Origin of the sequence: Devosia submarina (genome assembly GCF_003056345.1) — a bacterium.
GTDB classification, from domain to species: Bacteria; Pseudomonadota; Alphaproteobacteria; order Rhizobiales; family Devosiaceae; genus Devosia; species Devosia submarina.
Genome location: NZ_PYWB01000005.1, coordinates 274013 through 294552 on the forward strand (window position 1 = coordinate 274013; position 20540 = coordinate 294552).

Here is a 20540-nt window from a genome sequence, read left to right on the forward strand (position 1 = left end):
CAGTCTGGATCCCGGCGCAAGGCCGGATGGCATTGCGGCAAAGCCCGATCTATCTCTCCCCCTTCCAGGGGGAGGCTAGGTGGGGGTCCCCTCACACCAATTGCGCAAACCGTTCATCGAACGCATAGCCCGCGCCCCTAACCGTGCGGATCGGATCCACATCGCGCCCCCGGTTCAGCGCCCGGCGGAGCCGCCCGATATGGACGTCCACCGTTCGCTCATCCACATAAACCTCGTTGCCCCAGACACCATCGAGCAGCTGTTCGCGCGAATAGACCCGCCCGGGATGGCGCATCAGATATTCCAGCAGCCGGTATTCCGTTGGCCCCAAATGCACATCGCGATTGGCGCGCCGGACGCGGTGGGTCGTCCGGTCCAGTTCCAAATCGCCCACCTTGAGCGCTGCCGTGACGAGGTTGGGGTTGGCCCGGCGCAGCAGGGCATGGATGCGGGCAAGAAGCTCGGGAATGGAAAACGGCTTGACCACATAATCATCCGCGCCGGTCGCGAGCCCCCGCACGCGCTCTTCTTCTTCGCCCCGCGCCGTCAGCATGATGATGGGAATTCGCGCGGTTTCTCCCCGGGCCCGCCAGCGGCGGCATAATTCAATTCCGGAAATCTCGGGCAGCATCCAGTCGAGCAGGATCAGATCGGGCAGCTTTTCCTGGATAGCCTGCTGCGCCTCCTCGCCGGTTTCCGCCGTCACGACACGGAAGCCCTCGGCTTCAAGGTTGTAGCGCAAGAGAATGGCGATATCGCCTTCGTCTTCAACAACAAGAATAGTGGCAGGCATGGGGGTGCTTCCCATTAGCTGAAGGCGAATTTTGTCGCCCATTTGGGTGTCGAGGTGACTGTTGGTGATAACAGTCTGCTAACCGCAAGCGCTCAGATGCTAGTGCAGGTGAACGCGGTTTCAGGCCTTGATCTGCATGCGATGGAGGTCCTGCGCGTCGGCGGTCAATTGCTTGCCGGTCTGCAGGTAATAGGCGCGCTCCGCGATATTGGTCGCATGGTCTCCCACCCGCTCCAAGCTTTTGGCACAGAACAATAAATGGGTGCAGGTGGTGATGTTGCGCGGGTCTTCCATCATATAGGTCAAAAGCTCGCGGAACAGCGAAGTGTGCATGGCATCAACCTCGTCATCGCGGTTGCAAACCTCGACCGCCGCCGCAGCATCCCGGTTGGAATAGCTATCCAGCGCTTCCTTGATCTGGCGCTGCACCAGGGCCGTCATGTTCTTGACGCCATTATAAAAAGTGGGCTGCAGGCTCATCCCTTCGAGCTTGAGCGAACGCCGCGCCAGCTGCTTGGCCATGTCCCCCACGCGCTCGAGATCGGAGGCCACATGGATGGAGGTGATGATGGCGCGCAAATCGGACGCCATGGGCTGGCGGCGAGCAATCATGGACACCGCCATTTCATCGATCCGGCGCTGCATGTCGTCGATTCGCTGGTCGGCAATGATCGTCATGTCCGCCAGTTCACGATCGAGCTTGAGCAGCGACTTGGTGCCGTTGTCGATGGCAACCTCAACCTGTCCGCCCATCTCGGCGATCATCTGGGCCAGTGCAACAAGCTCGTCATTATAAGAGGTTACGATGTGTTCTTTACCGGAAGTGACCATTCTGATGCTCCTGTTCCCGGCTTAGCCGATGCGGCCCATGATGTAGTCCTGGGTCTGCTTGTTCACCGGGTTGGTAAAGATATCCTCGGTGGCGCCTTCTTCGATTAGATTGCCCAGATGAAAGAAGGCCGTCTTTTGCGACACGCGCGCGGCCTGCTGCATGGAGTGGGTGACGATGACAATGGTATAATTTTCCCGCAGCTCATCGATCAGTTCCTCGATGATGGCGGTGGCGATGGGGTCGAGGGCGGAGCAGGGCTCGTCCATGAGGATAACTTCGGGCCCTACGGCAATGGCGCGGGCAATGCAGAGGCGCTGCTGCTGGCCACCGGACAGGCCCGTTCCAGGTTCATTGAGGCGATCCTTGACCTCCTCGAAGAGCCCCGCCTTGCGCAGGGAGGACACGACGATCTCGTCGAGGTCGGCCTTGGAGCGCGCCAGCCCGTGGATTTTCGGCCCATAGGCAACATTGTCGTAGATCGACTTGGGGAAGGGATTGGGTTTCTGGAACACCATGCCGATGCGGGCGCGCAGTTCCACCACATCAAGGGAGGGATCATAAATGTCCTCACCATCGAGCTTGATGGTGCCGCCGACCTTGGCGCCCTCGATCGTGTCGTTCATGCGGTTGATGCAGCGCAGAAAGGTGGATTTCCCACACCCCGAAGGGCCAATGAAGGAGGTAACAGCGCGATCGGGAATGTCGATGGAAATGCCATGCAGAGCCTGCTTAGCACCATAATGCACGGTGACATCGCGGGCCGTCAGGCGGATGGGACGGTCGAGTGCATCAAGGGGGTTCATGGCCGAGTTCACACTCTGCTGCGTCGTTTTGATCTTGTTGGCGAGCATATCCATTTCGGGTGTCCTTTAGCTAGGCGCGCTTTTCGAGGCGCGAGCGCAGGTAGATGGCAATGCCGTTGAGGCAGATCATGACTGCAAGCAGAACAATGATGGCGGCGGCTGTGCGCGGTTCAAAGAAATTGCGGTTTTCATTGCCCTGCCAGAGATAGATCTGGACGGGAAGGGCGGTCGCCTGGTCGAAGGGAGTGGCGGGAACTTGGGCCACGAAGGCCTTCATGCCGATCAGCAGCAGCGGCGCTGTTTCCCCAAGGGCATGGGCAACGCCCAGGATGGTCGCGGTCAGGATCGAGGGGAAGGTGACGGGCAGCACATGGTGAAACACCATCTGCGTCTTGGATGCCCCCATGCCCAGAGCCGCCTGCCGCAGGGCCGGGGAAACCCCCAACAGGGCGCCGCGCGTGGCGATGATGATGGTGGGCAGGGTCATCAAAGTTAGCACCAGGCCGCCCACGATCGGCGCCGAAATGGGCAGGTGAAGATAGTTGATGAACACCGCCGCACCGAGCAGGCCGAAGACGATGGAGGGCACGGCGGCGAGGTTGTTGATGTTGACCTCGATGAAATCGGTGAGGCGCGACTTTGGCGCGAATTCCTCGAGATATATGGCGCTCGCCACGCCGATCGGCACCGCCAGCACGATCACGATCAGCATCATGTAGAGCGTGCCCACAAGGGCGCCCAGCAGCCCCGCCGAAGCAGGCGCGGCGCGGCTATCGACATTGGTGAAGATGGCCCAGGCAAAGCCGGTGCTGATCGTGCCGTTCTCGACAAAGATGTCGATCAGCTGGCGGGCAGGGGCCGACAATTGCTGCTGCGCGTCGCCCAGGCTACGGTCGATATTGCCCTTGATCCAATTGTCTGCATTGGCCGATGCCAAAAGGTCTACTTCGACCGTTTGCCCAAGAAGGCCGGGATCGTCCACGAACATGGCGCGAACTTCGTGGCGCGCATTGGTCTCAGCGATGGACAGGATTTCGCGCGACTCGATCTCGAACCCGGCCGGAGCTGCTGCACGCAGCGACGCCTCTATGACCTTGTTCCAGTTGAGCATGGCCAGGTCGCGCTGCCATTTGAGGTTCGCCGCGCGGAAATCGGCCTCCGACTGACCCGGCACCATGACCGGCGCCGGCTCGATGTCAATAATCTCGGGATCATACGTCACCGCAAGATGCAGGTTCGACTGGGTAAAGGCCGGCAGGCCCCGGCGGACCACATCCACAAACAACAGGGCCACAAAGCCCAGCGCCAGGATGATCGCGGCAAGGCCGAGCCCCTTGAAAATGGCTTCGCTCATGTGGCGGCGGCGCAGGCCCGCCCGAATGGCCTTGGTGCGTTCCTGCGAAGCGCTTCGTGTGGTGGAGAGCGTGTCGGTCATGATTATTCGTACTGCTCCCGGAAGCGGCGGACGATAAAGAGCGCAAAGACATTGAGGCAGAGGGTGATAACGAACAGCGTCAGCCCCAGTGCAAAGCCCACCAGCGATTGGGGACCGGTGAAATCGGTATCGCCTGTCAGCTGGTTGACAATGGAAACGGTGATGGTTGCCACGGGCTCAAACGGATTGCCCCGCAGCACGGGGCTGTTGCCGGCTGCCAGCACCACGATCATGGTTTCGCCAATGGCGCGGCTCACCGCCAGCAGGAACGCGCCCACGATGCCTGGCAGGGCCGCCGGTAGCATGACATTGCGGATGGTTTCGGATTTGGTGGCGCCCAGTCCGTAGGCGCCATCGCGCAGGGAGCGCGGCACCTGATTGAGGATGTCGTCGCTGAGCGAAGACACAAAGGGTATGATCATGATGCCCATGACCACGCCAGCCGTGAGCGCGCTGGTGGCGTTGATGGAAAGCCCCACCAGCCGGCCTGTATCGCGCAGGAAGGGACCGACGGTCACCAGGGCAAAAAAGCCGAAGACGATGGTCGGAATGCCTGCCAGGATCTCGATGATTGGCTTGGCCACGGCGCGCAAACGGCGGTGAGCATATTGGCTGAGATAGATCGCAGCCATCAGCCCCACGGGAACAGCAACCAGCATGGCGATCGCGGTGATCATCAGCGTGCCGGCAAGAAGCGGCAAGAGGCCATAGCTGCCGTAATTGGAGCCGGTCGGCGCATTGTTGGGCGCCCAGACCGTGCCGAAAAAGAAGTGCAGGGGATTGATAAAGGTAAAGAAGCGGAAGGCTTCGGTGACAAGCGAGGCAACAATGCCGACCGTCGTCAGGATCGCAACGGCCGAGCAGGCCAGCAGAACCAGATTGATGATGCGCTCGACCGTGTTGCGGGCCCGCAGGCGTGCCGAAATGCGGCCACGGGCATAAAACAGCGCCGCGCCACCGGCCAGGGCCGCAGCGCCGATCACAAGAAGGAAGCTGATCAGCTGAAACGAGCGCAGGGCATTCCCACCCGCCTGTTCAAAGGGCTGGATTTCGCCCGCAACGCCATAGCCCGACGCGATAGCACTGATGCGGCTGATCGTGGTGTTAAGCCCAACCTGGTCAAGGTTGGCAAGGGTGTCTGCCGGGATCTGGGAAACAATGAAATCATGGGTGATGCCCGGGCCCACCCAAGCCCATGCGCCCAGGATGATGAGGGCCGGAACAAGGGTCCAGATGGCCAGCAGCGCCCCGTGATATTGAGGGCGCGAATGGATTTTGACGCCAGCGGTGGTTGCCAGGGCGCGGCTGCGCGACCATCCGGTCTGGTAGGACAGGCCCAACAGAACAATCAATAGGCCGGCAACAACAAGCGAGTCCATGAACGCTCCGGGGAAGCAAAGAAAGGGCCGCGCCGGCGGCGCGACCCTGAACGGATGTTACTCAGCAGCGCCAGCTTCAAAAGCTGCCAACACTTCGTCAGTCTTTTCGGTCGGCTGGGGGATCAGGCCCGCAGCTTCGAGCGTGCCGCCTTCACCTGCCATGCCTTCGGATAGGAAGAACTGGACGAATTCCTGCAGGCCTGGGATGACGCCGATGTGCTGGCCCTTGACGTAGAAATAGAGGGGGCGGGACACAGGATAGTCACCGGCAGCAACCGTTTCCTTGGAGGGAACGACGCCATCAATGGTCGCGACCTTGAGGGTGTCGGTATTCTGCTCGTAAAAGGAGAGGCCGAACACGCCAACGGTGTTCTTGTCCGAATTGAGGCGGGCCAGGGTCTCGGTATAGTCGCCCGAAATCTCGGTTACGACGTCCTGACGCAGGGTGGAGCAGGCCGATTCAGCCTCGTCTTCGCTGAGGCCTTCGGGAAGGCCTGCTTCTTCACAGCCAGCACCAACAACGCGCTCCTGGAACACTTCGCGGGTGCCGTGATTGGACGCGGGAACAGCCAGGGCAATCGGCTGGTCGGGCAGCGAAGCATCGACTTCCGACCAGCTCTTGTATGGGTTGTCGACCAACTCGCCATCGACCACCACCTGCGCTGCAATGGCCTTGTAGACCTGCACGGGGGTCAGTGCGAAGTCCGGACCAGAAGCGGCCGAGGCGAAGACGATGCCGTCAAAGCCGAACTGGATTTCACGGATGTCGGTGACACCGGATTGGTTGCAAGCCTCGCGCTCGCCGTCCTTGATCGGGCGCGATGCGTTGGCGATGTCGATGGTGTTGTCGCCAATGCCTTCGCAGAACTGGCTGAAGCCGCCGCCGGTACCGCCCGAGCCAACTACAGGCGTGTTGAATTCAGGGAATGCCGCGCCGAATTCCTCGGCAACAATGGAGGCAAATGGCAGGACGGTCGAGGAGCCAGCGACCTGGATGGTGTCACGAGACTGGGCAAGGGCAGCGTTGGACCCGAAAGCCACGAGCGTGATCACGGCTGCACTGGCAAAAAGTGCGATTTTCATTTTTGTAACCTTTACGGAAATCGTATCGACAATGGCCAGCAAAACCGGGTTGATCCCGGGCCGCCCTGTTTACGCCGCACACCATAAGACCGGCCTGTGACACATATATTACGGGCAGGTGACTGCTATGTGACAGGCTAAGTGATTACGGCCGTGGCAATTTTTTGGAAACGACCCGATTGTGACATCGCTGCTCTCAGCGCAGCAGCGGGCGTACTTCGGCCTGAATCTTGCGCATCAGGGGAAGGAAATTGGCGATCATGTGGGAGGTCGAGGCGCGCGCCGATTGGGCGCCAACATTGAGCGCTGCCACAGTCTCTCCGCGCGCATTGTAGAGCGGGATGGCAATCGAACACAGTCCGAGCTCCAGCTCCTCATCGATTACCGCAAAGCCCTGGGCCGCGACGACCGCAAGCTCGGTGGTAATCGCCGCCAGATCCGCCTTGGTCTTGGCCGTATAGGCCACAAGCTCGGAACGATGAAGGATCGCCCGAGCCTCTGCCTGCGGCATGGCGGCAAGCAGAATACGGCCCATGGAGGTACAATAGGCCGGCAGCCGCGCTCCGGCGCCTAGATTGATCGACATGACCCGCCGGTAGGAGGCTCGGGCGATATACAGAATCTCGGAATTGTCGAGCACGGCTGCCGACGAACTCTCGTTGATTTTGGCCGAGAGTTCCTCAAGAAACGGCTGGATCAGGCCGGGCAGGGGCGTTGCCGCGAGATAGGAATGGCCAAGGTTGAGCACCCGTGGCGTCAGGCGAAAGAACTTGCCGTCATAAGTCGCATAGCCAAGATGGGCGAGCGTCAGAAGGCAGCGCCGCGCTGTTGCTCGCTCAAGCCCGGTGCGATTGGCGACATCGGTGATGGACTGGCTCGCATGCTCCTCATCAAAGCACGCGATCACGGCCAGGCCCTTGACCAGACCATTGATGATATCGCCTTCGCGCAATGCTTCGATCCCGGTTTAAACAGATGGCCTAAAATCGGCTGTTCTGGGGCCAGCGGTCAGTTCCCCCTTGCCAGCGTCCCTGACCCTGCTAATAGGGCATTGTGGGCCTATAGCTCAATGGTTAGAGCCGACCGCTCATAACGGTCTGGTTGGGGGTTCGAGTCCCTCTGGGCCCACCACAGCACCTTCCGCCCTTGTCATTCATAACCACCCTGAGGAATACGGGTGTGGTTGTGTCTGTGTAAGTAAGCTGACAGGACGCTGACAAAAAGGTCCAGCTTAAGTTAAGCTATTGATAAACAACAATGATGGGAACGAGTCAGGGCCTGCTTCATTCTTAGGACATCCTTGCCGCGAGCAAGTCGAACCAAGGAGAATGAACATGAAAAACCTGCTTCTTGCTTCCGTCGCCGTTCTTACCCTGGCTTCGGGTCCGGCCTTTGCGCAGAACTCCAACGGCGATGCGGAAACCGATGCCGCTGTGGGCAGCGCTGCAGGTGGTGCCACGGGTGCCGTCGTTGGCGGGCTGATCTTTGGCCCCATTGGCGCAGTTATCGGCGGTTTCACGGGTGCTTCGCTCGGCGCATCGGCCGGTGTCGAGGCTGGCTCGGTGGATTATGTACGCATGAACCCCACTGAACCCGTGGTGATCGAGGACGACATCGACGTGGGCTATGTGGTTCCCGAGGACATCACAATTCACGTCATCGAAGGCGACGAGAGCCACGGCTATTTCTATACCGAGGACCGGGTCTACTTCGTTGATCTGGATGATCGAACGGTCGTTTATTCGCCGGGCACCGTGGTCGCCGCCGAAACGAGCAATTGATCCTTTGTTGATGGGCTGCCTTCGGGTGGCCCATTTGCTGCAAGGGGGGCCTTTCAGCCTTTGAGGAAATCATGAGAAAACCAAAGATCTTTGCCGGACTGGCCCTTGCGGGCATGTTGCTGTCGACATCTGCTTTGTCCCCTGTCGGTCCCCTGGCCGTTTCGCCTGCCCAGGCGCAGTCGGCCAGCGTAAGCTTTAATCTCTTCTTTGATGAACTGGAGCCGCATGGCGTCTGGGTGCGGCACCCACAATATCGCTATGTGTTCTGCCCAACCGGCGTTGACACCAGCTGGCGACCATATACGCGCGGCCGTTGGCTTTATCTGCAGGATACGGGTTGGTATTTTGCTTCCGACGAGCCATTCGCCTGGGCGACCTACCACTACGGCCGCTGGCTTGATGACGATAATCTGGGCTGGTGCTGGGTGCCGGGCACCAAATGGGCTCCTGCCTGGGTCAGCTGGCGCCGTGGCGGTGATGCTATCGGCTGGGCACCCCTGCCGCCGGAACGCGAAGGCTTCTCGGTTTCGGTTGAGGTGGTGCGAGAGGATTTCCCCGAGGACTATTGGGTGTTTGTCCCAACCCGCAGCTTTATCGAGCCGGACCTTTCGGTCAGCATCGTGTTTGGCAATGATGCCCGCAGCTATTATCGGGAAACCGAGTTCGTCGGGCCGGTGGTTGTCCAGGGCGATGTGGTGACCAACAACGTGATCGAGGTCAGCTACATCGAGCAGCAGATCAATCAAGAGATCACGGTCTACAATGTCGAGGAATCCAACACTCCGGCCGCCGCGAACGTGACCGGTGAAAGCACGGTGCAGATATTCAACCAGGATCTGGAAGAGCCTACCGAGGAAATCGAACCGCCTGAAGCTGTAGAGGCGGCGGAAGCACCTGAGCTGATCAGGGCCGAGGGTGGGACCATTGACGCTGAGGCTGGTGCTGAAGCCGGAGCCGATGCTGAAGATGGTATCGATTCCGAAGACACCGATGCGACCGATCCCGTCACTGAGCAAACCGAAGGCGTTGACCCGGCGACTGCCGGCGCAGACGCCGAGACCACAACAGAGGCTGATGACTCGGCAATCACCGCCGAGGAAGCAGGCGACGCTGAAGCGGCTGACACTGAACAGTCGACACAGGTTGAAGAGGACGCCGAACTCGACCAGCCGGCTGATGCCGAAGAGGCCGGCGCAGTGTCAGCGGAAGAGGAAACCACGCCCGCACAAGCGAGCGAGCAAACCGAGGATGACGCAGCTTCAGCTGCTGACGAGTCCGAGGCGGTGACCGACACCACGGACGCTACGACGGACGAAGAGGCCGGTGAAGAGGCTGCGCCAGCTGATGCCAGCACTGAGGAGCCAGAAGCAACCGTTCAAGCCGAAGACGAAGCAGTCACTTCCGATTGCCCGCCTGAACTGCTGGTCGGTGGTGTTTGCCAGACACCTGGCGAAGAGATTGGTGATACCGAGGTGGAGGTTGAAGAAACCGATTCCGCTCCGTCCGATAGTGGTGAAACCAATGACGCCGGAGCTGATGAAGGCGCCGAAGAGGCTGTGACGCAGTAAATCTGCCGGTCGAACCGAGACAAGTTGGGCCGCTGCCGGCATCAGCCGGCAGCGGCCATTGTTTGCCGATGCGATTGCAGTAGGGCGAGCAGTTCTTCAGGTGGCTGCGGCTTGGCTAGCATATAGCCCTGCAATTGGTGGCAGCCGATGGCTTCGAGAATCTTCCGCTGCGCTGGCGTTTCGACGCCTTCTGCCGTGACAATCATGCGCATGGCGCGCCCAAGATCGACAATAGACTGAACAATGCTGCCGATTTCGCCGTCGACGCCGAGTTGAGCGGTGAAAGACTGGTCGATCTTGAGCTTGTCAATGCCGTGATTGCGTAGGTAGCTGATCGATGAGTAGCCCGTGCCAAAGTCGTCAAGCGCGATGCGGATGCCGCGAGCCCTCAGGAGCCGCAGGGTGGACTGGATCTGGGGCGAGTTCTGCAGCAGCAAGCCCTCGGTAATCTCGATCTCGAGCCGTTTGGGCGCAAGGCCTGTTAGCTCGAGGACGCTGAACACCTTTTGCGCAAAATGCTCGTCGCGGAACTGCAAGGGGGACACGTTGACCGCAACCCAGGGCAGGGTGGAGGCGGCAGCAAAGGTACAAGCCTTGCGCAGGATCCAGAGGCCAAGCTGCTCGATCATGCCGCGTTCTTCGGCGAGGCCAATAAAGGCAACCGGGGACACCCGCCCATGAACCGGATGATCCCAGCGCACGAGCGCTTCGGCGCCAACAATGCCCGTTGAATGGATCTGGTAGATCGGCTGGTAAACCAGGCTCAGGCCCTTTTCCTCCGCAAGCGCTGCCCGCAAATCTGCTTCAAGCGCGCGGCGTTCGCGCACGGCTTCGTCCAGCTCGCCCACAAACATCTGGTAGCGGCCGCGTCCACTATCCTTGGCGCCATAAAGGGCGATATCGGCCTGGCGCATGAGTTCCTCGGCGCGGACCTGGGTGTCCGAGGTAACGATGAGGCCTACGCTTGCGCCGATATTGGCCTGGCTTCCCGCGATGTCGAAAGGCGTCGCGAAGGCGTCAACAACCTTTTGGCTCAATTCCATTGCCCGCGCTTCCTCCCCGGCGTCGAACTGTACAATGGCAAACTCGTCGCCGCCCAGCCGGGCCACAGTGTCAACCTCATCCACCATGGCGCTCAGGCGTTTGGCGGCCTGGCGGATGAGCTCGTCACCGGCCGGATGACCCAGCGTATCGTTGACGTGCTTGAAGCGATCGAGGTCAATGAAGTGGAGGGCGATCTTTGTGCCCGTGCGACGCATGTTTGCCAAGGCTTGGTCGAGACGGTCCTCAAACAAGGCGCGGTTAGGAATGCCGGTGAGGGGATCATGGAAGGCTAGAAATGATGCTTCAGCCTTGGTTTCCTCGAGGATTTTGGAGGTTCGGGCGAGGCGGCGGAGCAGCAGTGCTACGGCCAGCGCCACAAAGATTACGCCTAGCGCGACAGGGAAAGCGGTTTCCCGGATCAACTGGGACGCAGGCCTGTTAGGCGTCCAGGTAAAGAAGCCAAGAATGCGGCCCTTGGCGTTGAGCAGGGGAGACGCCATGCGCTCCCCGCCAGCTTCCGCATCCTCTTCGAACCGCATGCCAGATACATCGTGCACCATGCCGATCTGGTCGGCGATAGACTGATCAACTTCCAAGACAGAGATGAACAGGAACTCGGTTCCGGGGGCCTGCGGAACTGCGTCGGAGGACGGAAGGACTGGGCGAACGCTGACAAAGGCTGTCACGCCGTCGCCAAGTGTAACGAAGTCCTGCTTGCCCAAGCCGGTTATGGCTGAGGTGGAGTCTGCAAGTCCGGCAGAAGCAGAGGCCATGTCGGCTCTCAGGGCCTCTACCAGGGGATCCACAACGGGTTTATCTTCTTCATAGGCGCCTGGCTCGGCAAGCGCACCATCATGGACGGATCGGATCGGACGGTTTGCCGGATCAAGAATATAGACCCGGTCGTGGCCAAAATACTCGCTGATCCACTCCGCGAGATTTTCAGCCAGCCAAGCTTCATTGTTGATCCGAAGATTGATGACGGATTCGTCCCAGACGGTCGATGTTTCCTGATCAACCGAGACCCTGTCGACAATTTCCTTGAGACCGCGGCTGATGGCTCTGGTTTCGCGCTGGGTGGATCGATCGTCAATGCGCGAGGCAGCCCACCAGCCAAAACAACCCAGCCCGATCGTCAGCACGATTCCAAATGCCAGAGACAGATAGGTTATCTGTTTAGAAAGCGATGCGTTGGTGCGTGACATAGGGATTTCGTGCTCAAACCAGCTGTCACCCTAGCGGTTGAAGCCTAATGATCCCTAAGGATCACGCTGCAGTTTGCGTGCTAATAGACTTTGAGCACGCGTGAAATTCCCTGGTCGGCAGGATTAGTGCTGCCAAACGACGAGGCCGGCCGCAGTGGCCATCATTACGCCAGCGGTCTTGTTCAGGCGCCCCAATGCCTTGTTGCTCTTGAACATGTCGCGCGCCGCCGAGGCGAGCCAGGCATAGCCGCTTCCGATCATCAGAAGAACCACGACTACGATGAATGTGAGCTCGGCAAAGGCCAGCGGCGTCATCTGCTCAAGCGGAACGACGGTCGGCAGAATGGCGAGGTAAAACACAATAGTCTTGGGGTTGCCCATGGTCAGCGAGAAACCTGCAAGAAAGGTTTTCCAGCCATCTTCGTTTTTAGGTTTCAACTGCTCGGAGCCCGGGCGAGCGGTCCAGAACTTGTAGGCGATATACAAGAGGTAAGCGGCGCCAGCCCAGCGCACGAACGCGAACACCGGCCCGAAATAGGTAGCGACCGCTGCAAGCCCGAAAATTGCGAAGACGAAATAAACCAGATCGCCGGCCAAAATGCCGAGCACCATGGGGAAGGCGCCTTTGAAACCGCCACCCAGCGCCCGCGCCACCACGGCCGCGACGCCAGGCCCTGGGACTAGCACAGCGATGGAATAGGCTATGGTGAAGGTAAGGAGCGTAAAGCCGTCCATTGATCCCACTCGGTCCGGAAGAAGAAATTACGCCTCTGTGTGCAGGGCTGCAAGCGCCGTCAGGGCAGCCGCGCAAGCCGCTCCAGCAGAAGTGCGAAAAAGCCATCGGCATCGCCATTTCGCATAAAGGTGGCGTTTCGCACCTTACCCGTCACATGCCAGTAATCGGCAACGCTCATGCCCATGGTGAGCTCGCTTGCTGTTTCGATGGTGACGTTGCAGTGCCGGCCTTCGAACAGTTCGGGTTTGAGAAGATAGGCAATAACGGTTGGATCATGCAGCGGTGCTCCGCTCCAGCCGTATTTCTGCAGATCAAAGCTCTCCGAGAAGGTCAGCATGGCATGAACCGCCTTGCCGGCTTCGTTGCCCAACTCCAGAATAGCCCGCAGGCGCTCGGGCGTTGACTGTATCTGGTGAGTGACATCGAGCGGCAGCATGGTGATCGGCGCTCCGCAACGGAGCACAACATCGGCCGCTTCGGGATCGACAAAGATATTGAATTCGGCGGCAGGGGTGATGTTGCCGACCTCGAAATAAGCGCCGCCCATCATAACAATCTCGGCGATCCGCTCGGCGATCCGTGGCTCCTTCACCAGGGCCATGGCGATGTTGGTCAGAGGTCCAAGCGTGCATAGCGTTATCGAGCCTGCTTCAGCGTTCATAAGCGTCTCGATAAGGTAGTCGACGCCGTGCTGTGGCTGCAGCGGTATTGTGGGTTCAGGCAGGTCCGGGCCATTGAGGCCGGTGTCGCCATGTACATGCTCGGCCGTCACCAGAGCGCGGCGCATCGGGCGGGCGCAGCCGGCATAGACGGGTATGTTGCGCCGGCCAGCGAGTTCCACGATTTTCCGGGCATTGTTGGCATTGTGGTGCAGGCCCACATTGCCAGCCACCGCTACAATGCCGATCACGTCCAGTTCCTCGGGGGACGCCAGTGCCAAGAGGATAGCGACGGCATCATCCTGGCCAGGGTCGGTATCGATAATGATCTTGCGCGGCATTGATGAACCTTCGGGTGAATCGCTGGCGGACCCTAGCCGTTGTCGTTTCGGCGGTCGACCATTTCAATGTTGCTTGAGTGCCATGCATGCGGGATGCTTGACGCATCACCACCGGCCCTGAACACTCGCCCTGTTTTCACCGCGGGAGGCGATTGTGGCAGGAGAGATTGTCGGGCAGGCTGCTGCAGCGTCGCACGGCGTTGATCTGGTTCCAATCGTTGCTTTGCTGGGCGCGGCTGTGATCGCCGTGCCCTTGTTCAAGCGGCTAGGGCTCGGATCGGTGCTTGGCTATCTTGCAGCCGGACTCCTGCTGGGGCCCTCTGGCATAGCATTGATCCATGACCCCGAGTCCGTGCTGACGATCGCTGAACTGGGCGTCGTCATGTTCCTGTTCATTATCGGCCTGGAAATGGAGCCATCCAGGCTTTGGGCTTTGCGCAAGCAGATCTTTGGGCTTGGGGTGATCCAGGTTCTCATCTGCGGCGTGCTGCTGACCCTTGTAGGCATACTCCTAGGATTTTCGCCCATCGTGGCCTTTGTCTTCGGCCTTGGATTTGTTTTAACCTCGACCGCAATCGTCATGCAAGTTCTGGGCGAGCGTGGCGAGTTGTCCACCCCCTCTGGCCAGAAGATGGTCTCCATCCTCCTGCTCGAGGATCTAGCTATTGTGCCCTTGCTTGCCATTGTGGCGATCCTTGCGCCCTCTGGTGAAGAAACCGATTTGGTGCACCGGCTCATCAGCATTGGGGCAGCGCTGGGCGCTGTAGCGCTGCTGATCTTCGTGGGCCGCCGCATCATGAACCCCGTCTTTGCGCTGCTTGCTTCAACCAAGTTGCGGGAGGTTATGTCGGAAGCAGCTCTGCTGGTGATCCTCGGTGCGGCCCTGCTGTTTCAGGCGAGTGGACTGTCCATGGCCATGGGAGCGTTTCTTGCCGGGGTCCTGCTGTCCACCTCTACCTTCAAGCATCAATTGGAAGCCGATGTGGAGCCGTTCCGAGGCATATTGCTCGGACTATTTTTCCTCGCCGTCGGCATGTCTCTGGATCTGGAAATTGTTGCGGAGAACTGGTCGATCATTGCCTTGAGTGTCGTGGGCTTCATGCTGGTCAAGGCTATTGCCATCTATCTGATTGCGCGGTTGCTCAAGTCCAGCCATGGGGAAGCCCTGGAACGCGCGATCCTGATGGGGCAGGGCGGAGAATTTGCCTTCGTGCTCTATACGACTGCGGCTTCTGCAGGCCTCATCGATGCACCGAGCAATGCGATCTTTACGGCGACGGTGATCGTTTCCATGGTGCTGACGCCCTTCTTTTTGATCGCCATGCCCTTCTTCATGCCCAAGTTCCAGCAATCACTGGACGGGGTGGACGAGCCTGCCGATCTGCGGGCCAAGGTGCTCATCATCGGCTTTGGACGGTTCGGGCAAATCGTCAGTCAGCCTTTGCTGGCGATGCGCCATAGCGTGTCCATCATTGACAACGACACGAGCATGATCCGAGCAGCGGCCCAGATCGGGTTCAAGGTTTACTACGGTGACGGCACGCGCCTAGATATCCTCCATGCCGCGGGAGCCGCCTCTGCGGAGGTGATCGTGATCAGCACCAACAACAAGGAACAAACGAGCCGGATCGCAGAATTGGTCCGGGGCGAGTTCCCTTTGGCCAAGGTTATGGCCCGCGCCTTTGATCGTGCCCATGCCATCGAACTGGTTCGTGCCGGTGTTGAATACCAGGCGCGTGAAACCTTTGAGTCCGCTCTGGTGTTTGGTGGTGCGGTCATAAAGGTGCTCGGCGCAAACGAGCAGGAAATTGAAGAAGTGCTCGAAGGCGTGCGGGATCGTGACCGGCAGCGGTTCGAACTGCAACTGGCCGGACAGGATTGGATGCTGGGAAGCCGCTTGCTCCTGAGCAATGCCCAGGATCAGGCCCGGGAAAGTGGCGTGACGGTCAGTTCAGATGCCGTTGAAGAGGCCGTCAGTAAGAGTATCGGGCCAGGCGAACCAGGCGGCCGCTAAGCTTGGGGGCTTTCGTCTGCCCCCATTAAGTGCAAGACTGTCCCCAACAGAGGGGAAACTGTTCGACATGAAAACGGGATTGCGAGATGACGCAAAAGCCGATTGTTTACGATGCCCCTACGCCAGCGCTCCGCGCTACCACCGTTGAAGCTATTCAGGCGGAAATCCTTGAAAGACTGATTTATTCTGTCGGCAAGGACCCCATTGTTGCCCGCCCCCATGATTGGCTTGAGGCAACGATCCTTGCAGTGCGTGACCGTGTTATGGATCGCTGGATGGAATCCTCCCGCGAAACCTGGCGGACGTCGCACAAGCGGGTTTATTACCTAAGCCTTGAGTTCCTTATCGGCCGCTTGATGCGAGACGCGATGAGCAATGTCGGGCTGATCGAGCCGGTTCGCGATGCGCTCAAGAACCTCAATGTGGATCTGGGCGATCTGATCAATCTGGAGCCTGATGCAGCGCTGGGTAATGGTGGCCTTGGTCGCTTGGCAGCCTGCTTCCTTGAATCCATGTCCTCGCTCAAGATTCCTGCCTATGGCTACGGCATCCGCTATGTCCACGGCCTGTTTCGACAGGAAATGAGCGAAGGCTGGCAGGTTGAACTGCCCGAAGACTGGCTCGCGCATGGCAATCCCTGGGAATTCGAGCGCCGGGAAAGTGCCTATGAGGTCGGTTTCGGTGGCTACGTCCAACCCGTGACGGACCCCGAGGGCATTGTTCGGCAGGAATGGCGGCCCAATGAGCACCTGCTGGCTGTCGCTTACGACACGCCGATCGTGGGGTGGCGTGGGGCGCGGGTGAACACCTTGCGCCTGTGGAGCGCCCAGCCGATCGATCCGATCTTGCTCGACAAGTTCAATTCGGGTGACCACATCGGTGCCCTGGAAGAAAGCTCACGGGCAGAAGCGATTACGCGGGTTCTTTATCCGGCCGATTCAACTGCTGCCGGTCAGGAATTGCGCTTGCGGCAGGAGTTCTTTTTCTCCTCGGCGTCCCTGCAGGACATTGTACGCCGGCATGTGCAGCAATATGGGGATTTGAGCTCGCTACCGGACAAGGTCGCGATCCAGCTCAACGACACTCATCCTGCGATCTCAATCTGCGAGATGATGCGCATCCTGGTGGACGAAAAGGGCGTGGAATGGTCCAAGGCCTGGGAGCTCTGCAAGGGCGTTTTTGGTTACACCAACCACACGCTGCTGCCCGAAGCATTGGAGAGTTGGCCAGTGGCGCTGCTGGAGCGTTTGCTCCCGCGTCACATGCAGATCATCTACCAGATCAATACGGACGTCTTAGCTGAAGCGCGGCAACGGGCCAAGTTCAGCGACGCGCAGATCGCCAATGTTTCCTTGATCGACGAAAACGGCGGACGCCGTGTGCGCATGGGGCAGCTGGCATTTGTGGGTTCGCACTCCATCAACGGTGTGTCCGCCCTACATACCGAGTTGATGAAGGAAACGGTATTCTCCGATCTGCACAAGCTTTATCCGGAGCGCATCAACAACAAGACCAATGGGATAACGCCCCGCCGCTGGTTGATGCAGTGCAATCCAGGATTGGCAAAACTGATCAGCAGCCGCATCGGGTCCGATTATCTTGATGATATCGACCTGCTGAAGGGGCTTGAAGCCCATGCGGACGACCCGACCTTCCAGGATCAGTTTGCTGCCATTAAGCACGCCAACAAGGAAAAGCTGGCGCGCCTCATCAAGGAACGCCTGAACATCGTCGTCTCGCCGGATGCTCTGTTTGACGTCCAGATCAAGCGCATCCACGAATACAAGCGGCAGTTGCTCAACATCATCCAAGCGGTTGCGCTTTATGATGAAATTCGTGCCCATCCGGAACGCGTATGGGTTCCGCGCGTTAAAATCTTCGCGGGCAAGGCGGCACCAGGATACTGGAACGCTAAACTAATCATCAAGCTCATCAACGACGTTGCCAAAGTCATCAACAATGATCCGGCAGTGCGTGGCATGCTCAAGGTGGTTTTCCTGCCGAACTATAACGTGAGCTTGGCCGAAGTGATTGTTCCTGCTGCTGACCTGTCCGAACAGATTTCCACCGCGGGAATGGAGGCGTCGGGAACGGGCAACATGAAATTCATGGCCAGCGGTGCAATCACCATTGGAACCTTGGACGGCGCCAATGTGGAGATGCACAAGGAAGTTGGCTCCGACAATATCGTCATCTTTGGTCTGTCCACTGCCGAGGTGAACGAGAAGCGCTCAAAGGGCGAAACGCCCAGCGCCATGATCGAAAGATCGCCGCGTCTCAAGGAGGCGCTGGACTCGATCGCATCAGGCGTATTCTCTCCGGATGACACCAATCGCTATCGTGAGCTGATCGGCGGCTTGTATGAGCATGACTGGTTCATGGTGGCCCGGGACTTTGATGCATATGTTGCAGCGCAAGCTCAAGTTGATGCGATCTGGAATAACAAGCGCCGTTGGAATGCCATGGCCATCCGCAATACCGCCAATGTTGGCTTCTTCTCGTCTGATCGCACCATCCGGCAGTATGCCCACGATATCTGGGGGGTGAAAACCTAGGCACGTGAGTGTTGGCGCCCGATGTGGGCGCCAAATTACGACTTGAGCGATATCGGTCCAGGGCGATTGTTGGTTAGGGGAGCGGGCGTGTGAGCAAGGAAGACTGGCAAGCCGATTTGCGCGAAGTGGAGGCCATTGTTGGTGGCCGGCACAGCAATGCATTTGCCTTTTTGGGGCTGCACGAAGTCAACGGACAATGGGTGCTTCGGGCTTTCGTGCCTCATGCTGAAACCCTGACGGCCTTTTTGCTTGATGGTACGGAATTAGGTCATCTCATTCCGCGCCATCCGGCAGGGTTTTTCGAAGGCAAGGTTGCCGTTGGCAAGCGGCAGCCCATTCGTTATCGGGCACGTAATGCTGGCGGAGAATGGGATATTTATGATCCCTATTCCTTCGGTCCTGTGCTGGGGCCCGTGGACGATTACTACATCGGAGAGGGCAGCCATCTCAGGCTTTTCGACAAGCTTGGTGCTCACGAAATGGAGTTCGAGGGCATCCATGGAACGCATTTCGCGGTGTGGGCGCCCAATGCGCAGCGTGTCAGCGTCGTGGGGTCGTTCAACGAGTGGGATGGCCGACGCCATCCCATGCGCAACCGCTTCGAGACAGGCATATGGGAAGTGTTTATCCCGGTGCTCGGGACGGGAACGCTCTACAAGTACGAGATTGTTGGGCCAGATGGGGTGATCCAGCCGCTCAAGGCTGACCCGTTCGCCCGCCAGTCCGAACTGCGTCCGCGCACAGCGTCCGTGGTGCCTGATCCGACACCGTTCACCTGGACAGATGCGCAATATCTGCAAGACCGCGCTACCCGCGATTGGCGTCGCACGCCGATGTCGATCTACGAGGTGCATCTGGGCAGCTGGCGTCGCCGGCCTGATGGGGGCTTCCTCAGCTATGACCAATTGGCTGAACAGCTCGTCCCCTATGCCGCCGACATGGGTTATACCCACATCGAGCTGATGCCGATCACCGAGCATCCTTATGATCCAAGCTGGGGCTATCAGCCTACTGGACTTTATGCTCCCACGGCGCGTTTCGGAGACCCGGCTGGTTTTGCCAGGTTCGTCAACGCAGCCCATGAAGCGGGACTTGGGGTGATCCTTGACTGGGTGCCGGCGCATTTTCCAACCGATGCACATGGGCTGGCGCGATTTGATGGCACGGCGCTTTACGAGCACGAAGATCCGCGGCAGGGCTACCATCCTGACTGGAACACAGCGATCTACAATTTTGGGCGCAAGGAAGTGGTGAGCTTCCTGGTCAACAACGCGCTTTATTGGCTCGAAACCTTCCATCTCGATGGTTTGCGCGTCGATGCCGTAGCGTCGATGCTGTATCTCGATTACTCCCGCCAGCACGGACAGTGGGTGCCGAACAAATTTGGTGGCAACCAGAACCTTGAAGCTGTCGATTTCATCCGAAGGGTCAATTCGGAAGCGTATAGGCTTCACCCCGGCACGTTCATGATTGCCGAAGAGTCCACTTCCTGGCCAGGCGTCAGTCATCCTGCTCACACAGGCGGATTGGGTTTCGGTTTCAAGTGGAACATGGGTTTCATGAACGACACGCTGCGGTTCATGAGCCGCGAGCCGGTGCATCGCAAATACCACCACAACGACATGACGTTCGGGATGGTCTATGCCTTCTCCGAGAACTTCGTGCTGCCGCTGAGCCATGATGAAGTGGTGCATGGCAAAGGCTCGCTGGTGGAAAAGATGCCGGGCGACGACTGGCAGCAATTTGCCAATCTGCGCGCCTATCTCGCCTTCATGTGGGGTCATCCTGGCAAGAAGCTTTTGTTTATGGGCCAGGAGTTCGCCCAGCGCGAGGAATGGGCCGAGGGCAAGTCGCTGGACTGGTATCTGCTTGATGCCGGCATGCACGAAGGCATGCGCCGGCTGGTCGCCGACTTGAACGCAGCCTATCGGCAATTGCCGGCGCTGCACGCCCGCGATTGCGAGCCGGATGGTTTTGAATGGGTGATCGGCAATGATCACGCCAATTCGGTCTTTGCCTGGTTGCGCAAGGCACCGGATAGCGATCCGATCCTGATTGTCTCCAATTTCACGCCCATTCCACGCAGCGGGTACAAGATTCCGATGCCCATCGCAGGCAGATGGACAGAGCGAATCAATACGGATGCAGGCTGGTATTCGGGCAGCAATACGGGAAACCAGGGTGCTGTCACCGCCTATGCTATGGAAGGGCAACACTGGCCAGCGGAGGCAGAACTATTCCTGCCGGCGCTGTCGACACTGTTCCTGAAATATGAGCCGGAATAAACGGCTGGTTTGTAGATACGTCCCGGT

At 59.1% G+C, this 20540-nt stretch carries 15 protein-coding genes and 1 tRNA gene; 6 read left to right on the forward strand and 10 right to left on the reverse strand.

The window, feature by feature from the left end; all coding sequences use genetic code 11:
* Positions 1–91 precede the first annotated feature (91 nt).
* The 7 genes from phoB to DDE77_RS09355 form a co-directional block, all read right to left on the reverse strand.
* A complete protein-coding gene (phoB, locus tag DDE77_RS09325; RefSeq protein ID WP_108397175.1) occupies positions 92–793 on the reverse strand; it encodes a phosphate regulon transcriptional regulator PhoB in 702 nt (233 codons plus the stop codon).
* 120 nt (positions 794–913) lie between these two features.
* Positions 914–1624, reverse strand: coding sequence for a phosphate signaling complex protein PhoU (gene phoU, locus DDE77_RS09330; RefSeq protein ID WP_108397176.1), 711 nt, complete (start codon positions 1622–1624; stop codon positions 914–916).
* Between the two features lie 21 nt (positions 1625–1645).
* Positions 1646–2428 (reverse strand): phosphate ABC transporter ATP-binding protein PstB, encoded by a 783-nt coding sequence (gene pstB / locus DDE77_RS09335; protein ID WP_425430740.1) that lies wholly within the window; start codon positions 2426–2428, stop codon positions 1646–1648.
* A 70-nt stretch (positions 2429–2498) separates the two neighbouring features.
* Entirely contained in the window at positions 2499–3863 is a 1365-nt protein-coding gene (gene pstA / locus DDE77_RS09340; protein ID WP_108397178.1) for a phosphate ABC transporter permease PstA, read from the reverse strand.
* A gap of 2 nt (positions 3864–3865) precedes the next feature.
* On the reverse strand, positions 3866–5242 hold the full coding sequence (gene pstC, locus DDE77_RS09345; RefSeq protein WP_108397179.1) for a phosphate ABC transporter permease subunit PstC: 1377 nt from the start codon (positions 5240–5242) through the stop codon (positions 3866–3868).
* Positions 5243–5299: 57 nt separating this feature from the next.
* Positions 5300–6325, reverse strand: coding sequence for a substrate-binding domain-containing protein (locus DDE77_RS09350; protein WP_108397180.1), 1026 nt, complete (start codon positions 6323–6325; stop codon positions 5300–5302).
* 196 nt (positions 6326–6521) lie between these two features.
* Positions 6522–7277, reverse strand: coding sequence for an IclR family transcriptional regulator domain-containing protein (locus tag DDE77_RS09355; RefSeq protein ID WP_108397181.1), 756 nt, complete (start codon positions 7275–7277; stop codon positions 6522–6524).
* A 103-nt stretch (positions 7278–7380) separates the two neighbouring features.
* On the opposite strand from DDE77_RS09355, the gene DDE77_RS09360 reads away from it, so the two are divergent.
* The 3 genes from DDE77_RS09360 (at position 7381) to DDE77_RS09370 (ending at position 9674) form a co-directional block, all read left to right on the forward strand.
* Positions 7381–7456 (forward strand) — tRNA-Ile (locus tag DDE77_RS09360).
* Between the two features lie 203 nt (positions 7457–7659).
* Positions 7660–8106 carry a DUF1236 domain-containing protein gene (locus tag DDE77_RS09365; RefSeq protein WP_157959749.1) on the forward strand — a complete coding sequence of 149 codons (447 nt, stop codon included), beginning with the start codon at positions 7660–7662 and terminating at the stop codon, positions 8104–8106.
* A 71-nt stretch (positions 8107–8177) separates the two neighbouring features.
* Positions 8178–9674, forward strand: a complete 1497-nt coding sequence (locus DDE77_RS09370; protein WP_108397183.1) for a DUF6600 domain-containing protein — start codon at positions 8178–8180, stop codon at positions 9672–9674.
* A gap of 41 nt (positions 9675–9715) precedes the next feature.
* Here the strand turns inward: DDE77_RS09370 and DDE77_RS09375 are convergent, their stop codons facing one another.
* The 3 genes from DDE77_RS09375 to DDE77_RS09385 all read right to left on the reverse strand — a co-directional run bounded on the left by DDE77_RS09375 (position 9716) and on the right by DDE77_RS09385 (position 13659).
* The gene (locus DDE77_RS09375; RefSeq protein ID WP_108397184.1) at positions 9716–11923 is read right to left on the reverse strand and encodes a putative bifunctional diguanylate cyclase/phosphodiesterase; all 2208 of its coding nucleotides are present in this window, start codon (positions 11921–11923) and stop codon (positions 9716–9718) included.
* 123 nt (positions 11924–12046) lie between these two features.
* The gene (locus DDE77_RS09380) at positions 12047–12658 is read right to left on the reverse strand and encodes a LysE family translocator (RefSeq protein ID WP_108397185.1); all 612 of its coding nucleotides are present in this window, start codon (positions 12656–12658) and stop codon (positions 12047–12049) included.
* A gap of 59 nt (positions 12659–12717) precedes the next feature.
* Positions 12718–13659, reverse strand: coding sequence for a nucleoside hydrolase (locus DDE77_RS09385; protein WP_108397186.1), 942 nt, complete (start codon positions 13657–13659; stop codon positions 12718–12720).
* Positions 13660–13813: 154 nt separating this feature from the next.
* On the opposite strand from DDE77_RS09385, the gene DDE77_RS09390 reads away from it, so the two are divergent.
* The 3 genes from DDE77_RS09390 to glgB all read left to right on the forward strand — a co-directional run bounded on the left by DDE77_RS09390 (position 13814) and on the right by glgB (position 20513).
* The gene (locus DDE77_RS09390; protein WP_245895146.1) at positions 13814–15673 is read left to right on the forward strand and encodes a monovalent cation:proton antiporter-2 (CPA2) family protein; all 1860 of its coding nucleotides are present in this window, start codon (positions 13814–13816) and stop codon (positions 15671–15673) included.
* A gap of 86 nt (positions 15674–15759) precedes the next feature.
* Positions 15760–18228 (forward strand): glycogen/starch/alpha-glucan phosphorylase, encoded by a 2469-nt coding sequence (locus DDE77_RS09395; RefSeq protein ID WP_108397187.1) that lies wholly within the window; start codon positions 15760–15762, stop codon positions 18226–18228.
* An 89-nt stretch (positions 18229–18317) separates the two neighbouring features.
* Entirely contained in the window at positions 18318–20513 is a 2196-nt protein-coding gene (glgB, locus tag DDE77_RS09400; RefSeq protein WP_108397188.1) for a 1,4-alpha-glucan branching protein GlgB, read from the forward strand.
* Positions 20514–20540 lie beyond the last annotated feature (27 nt).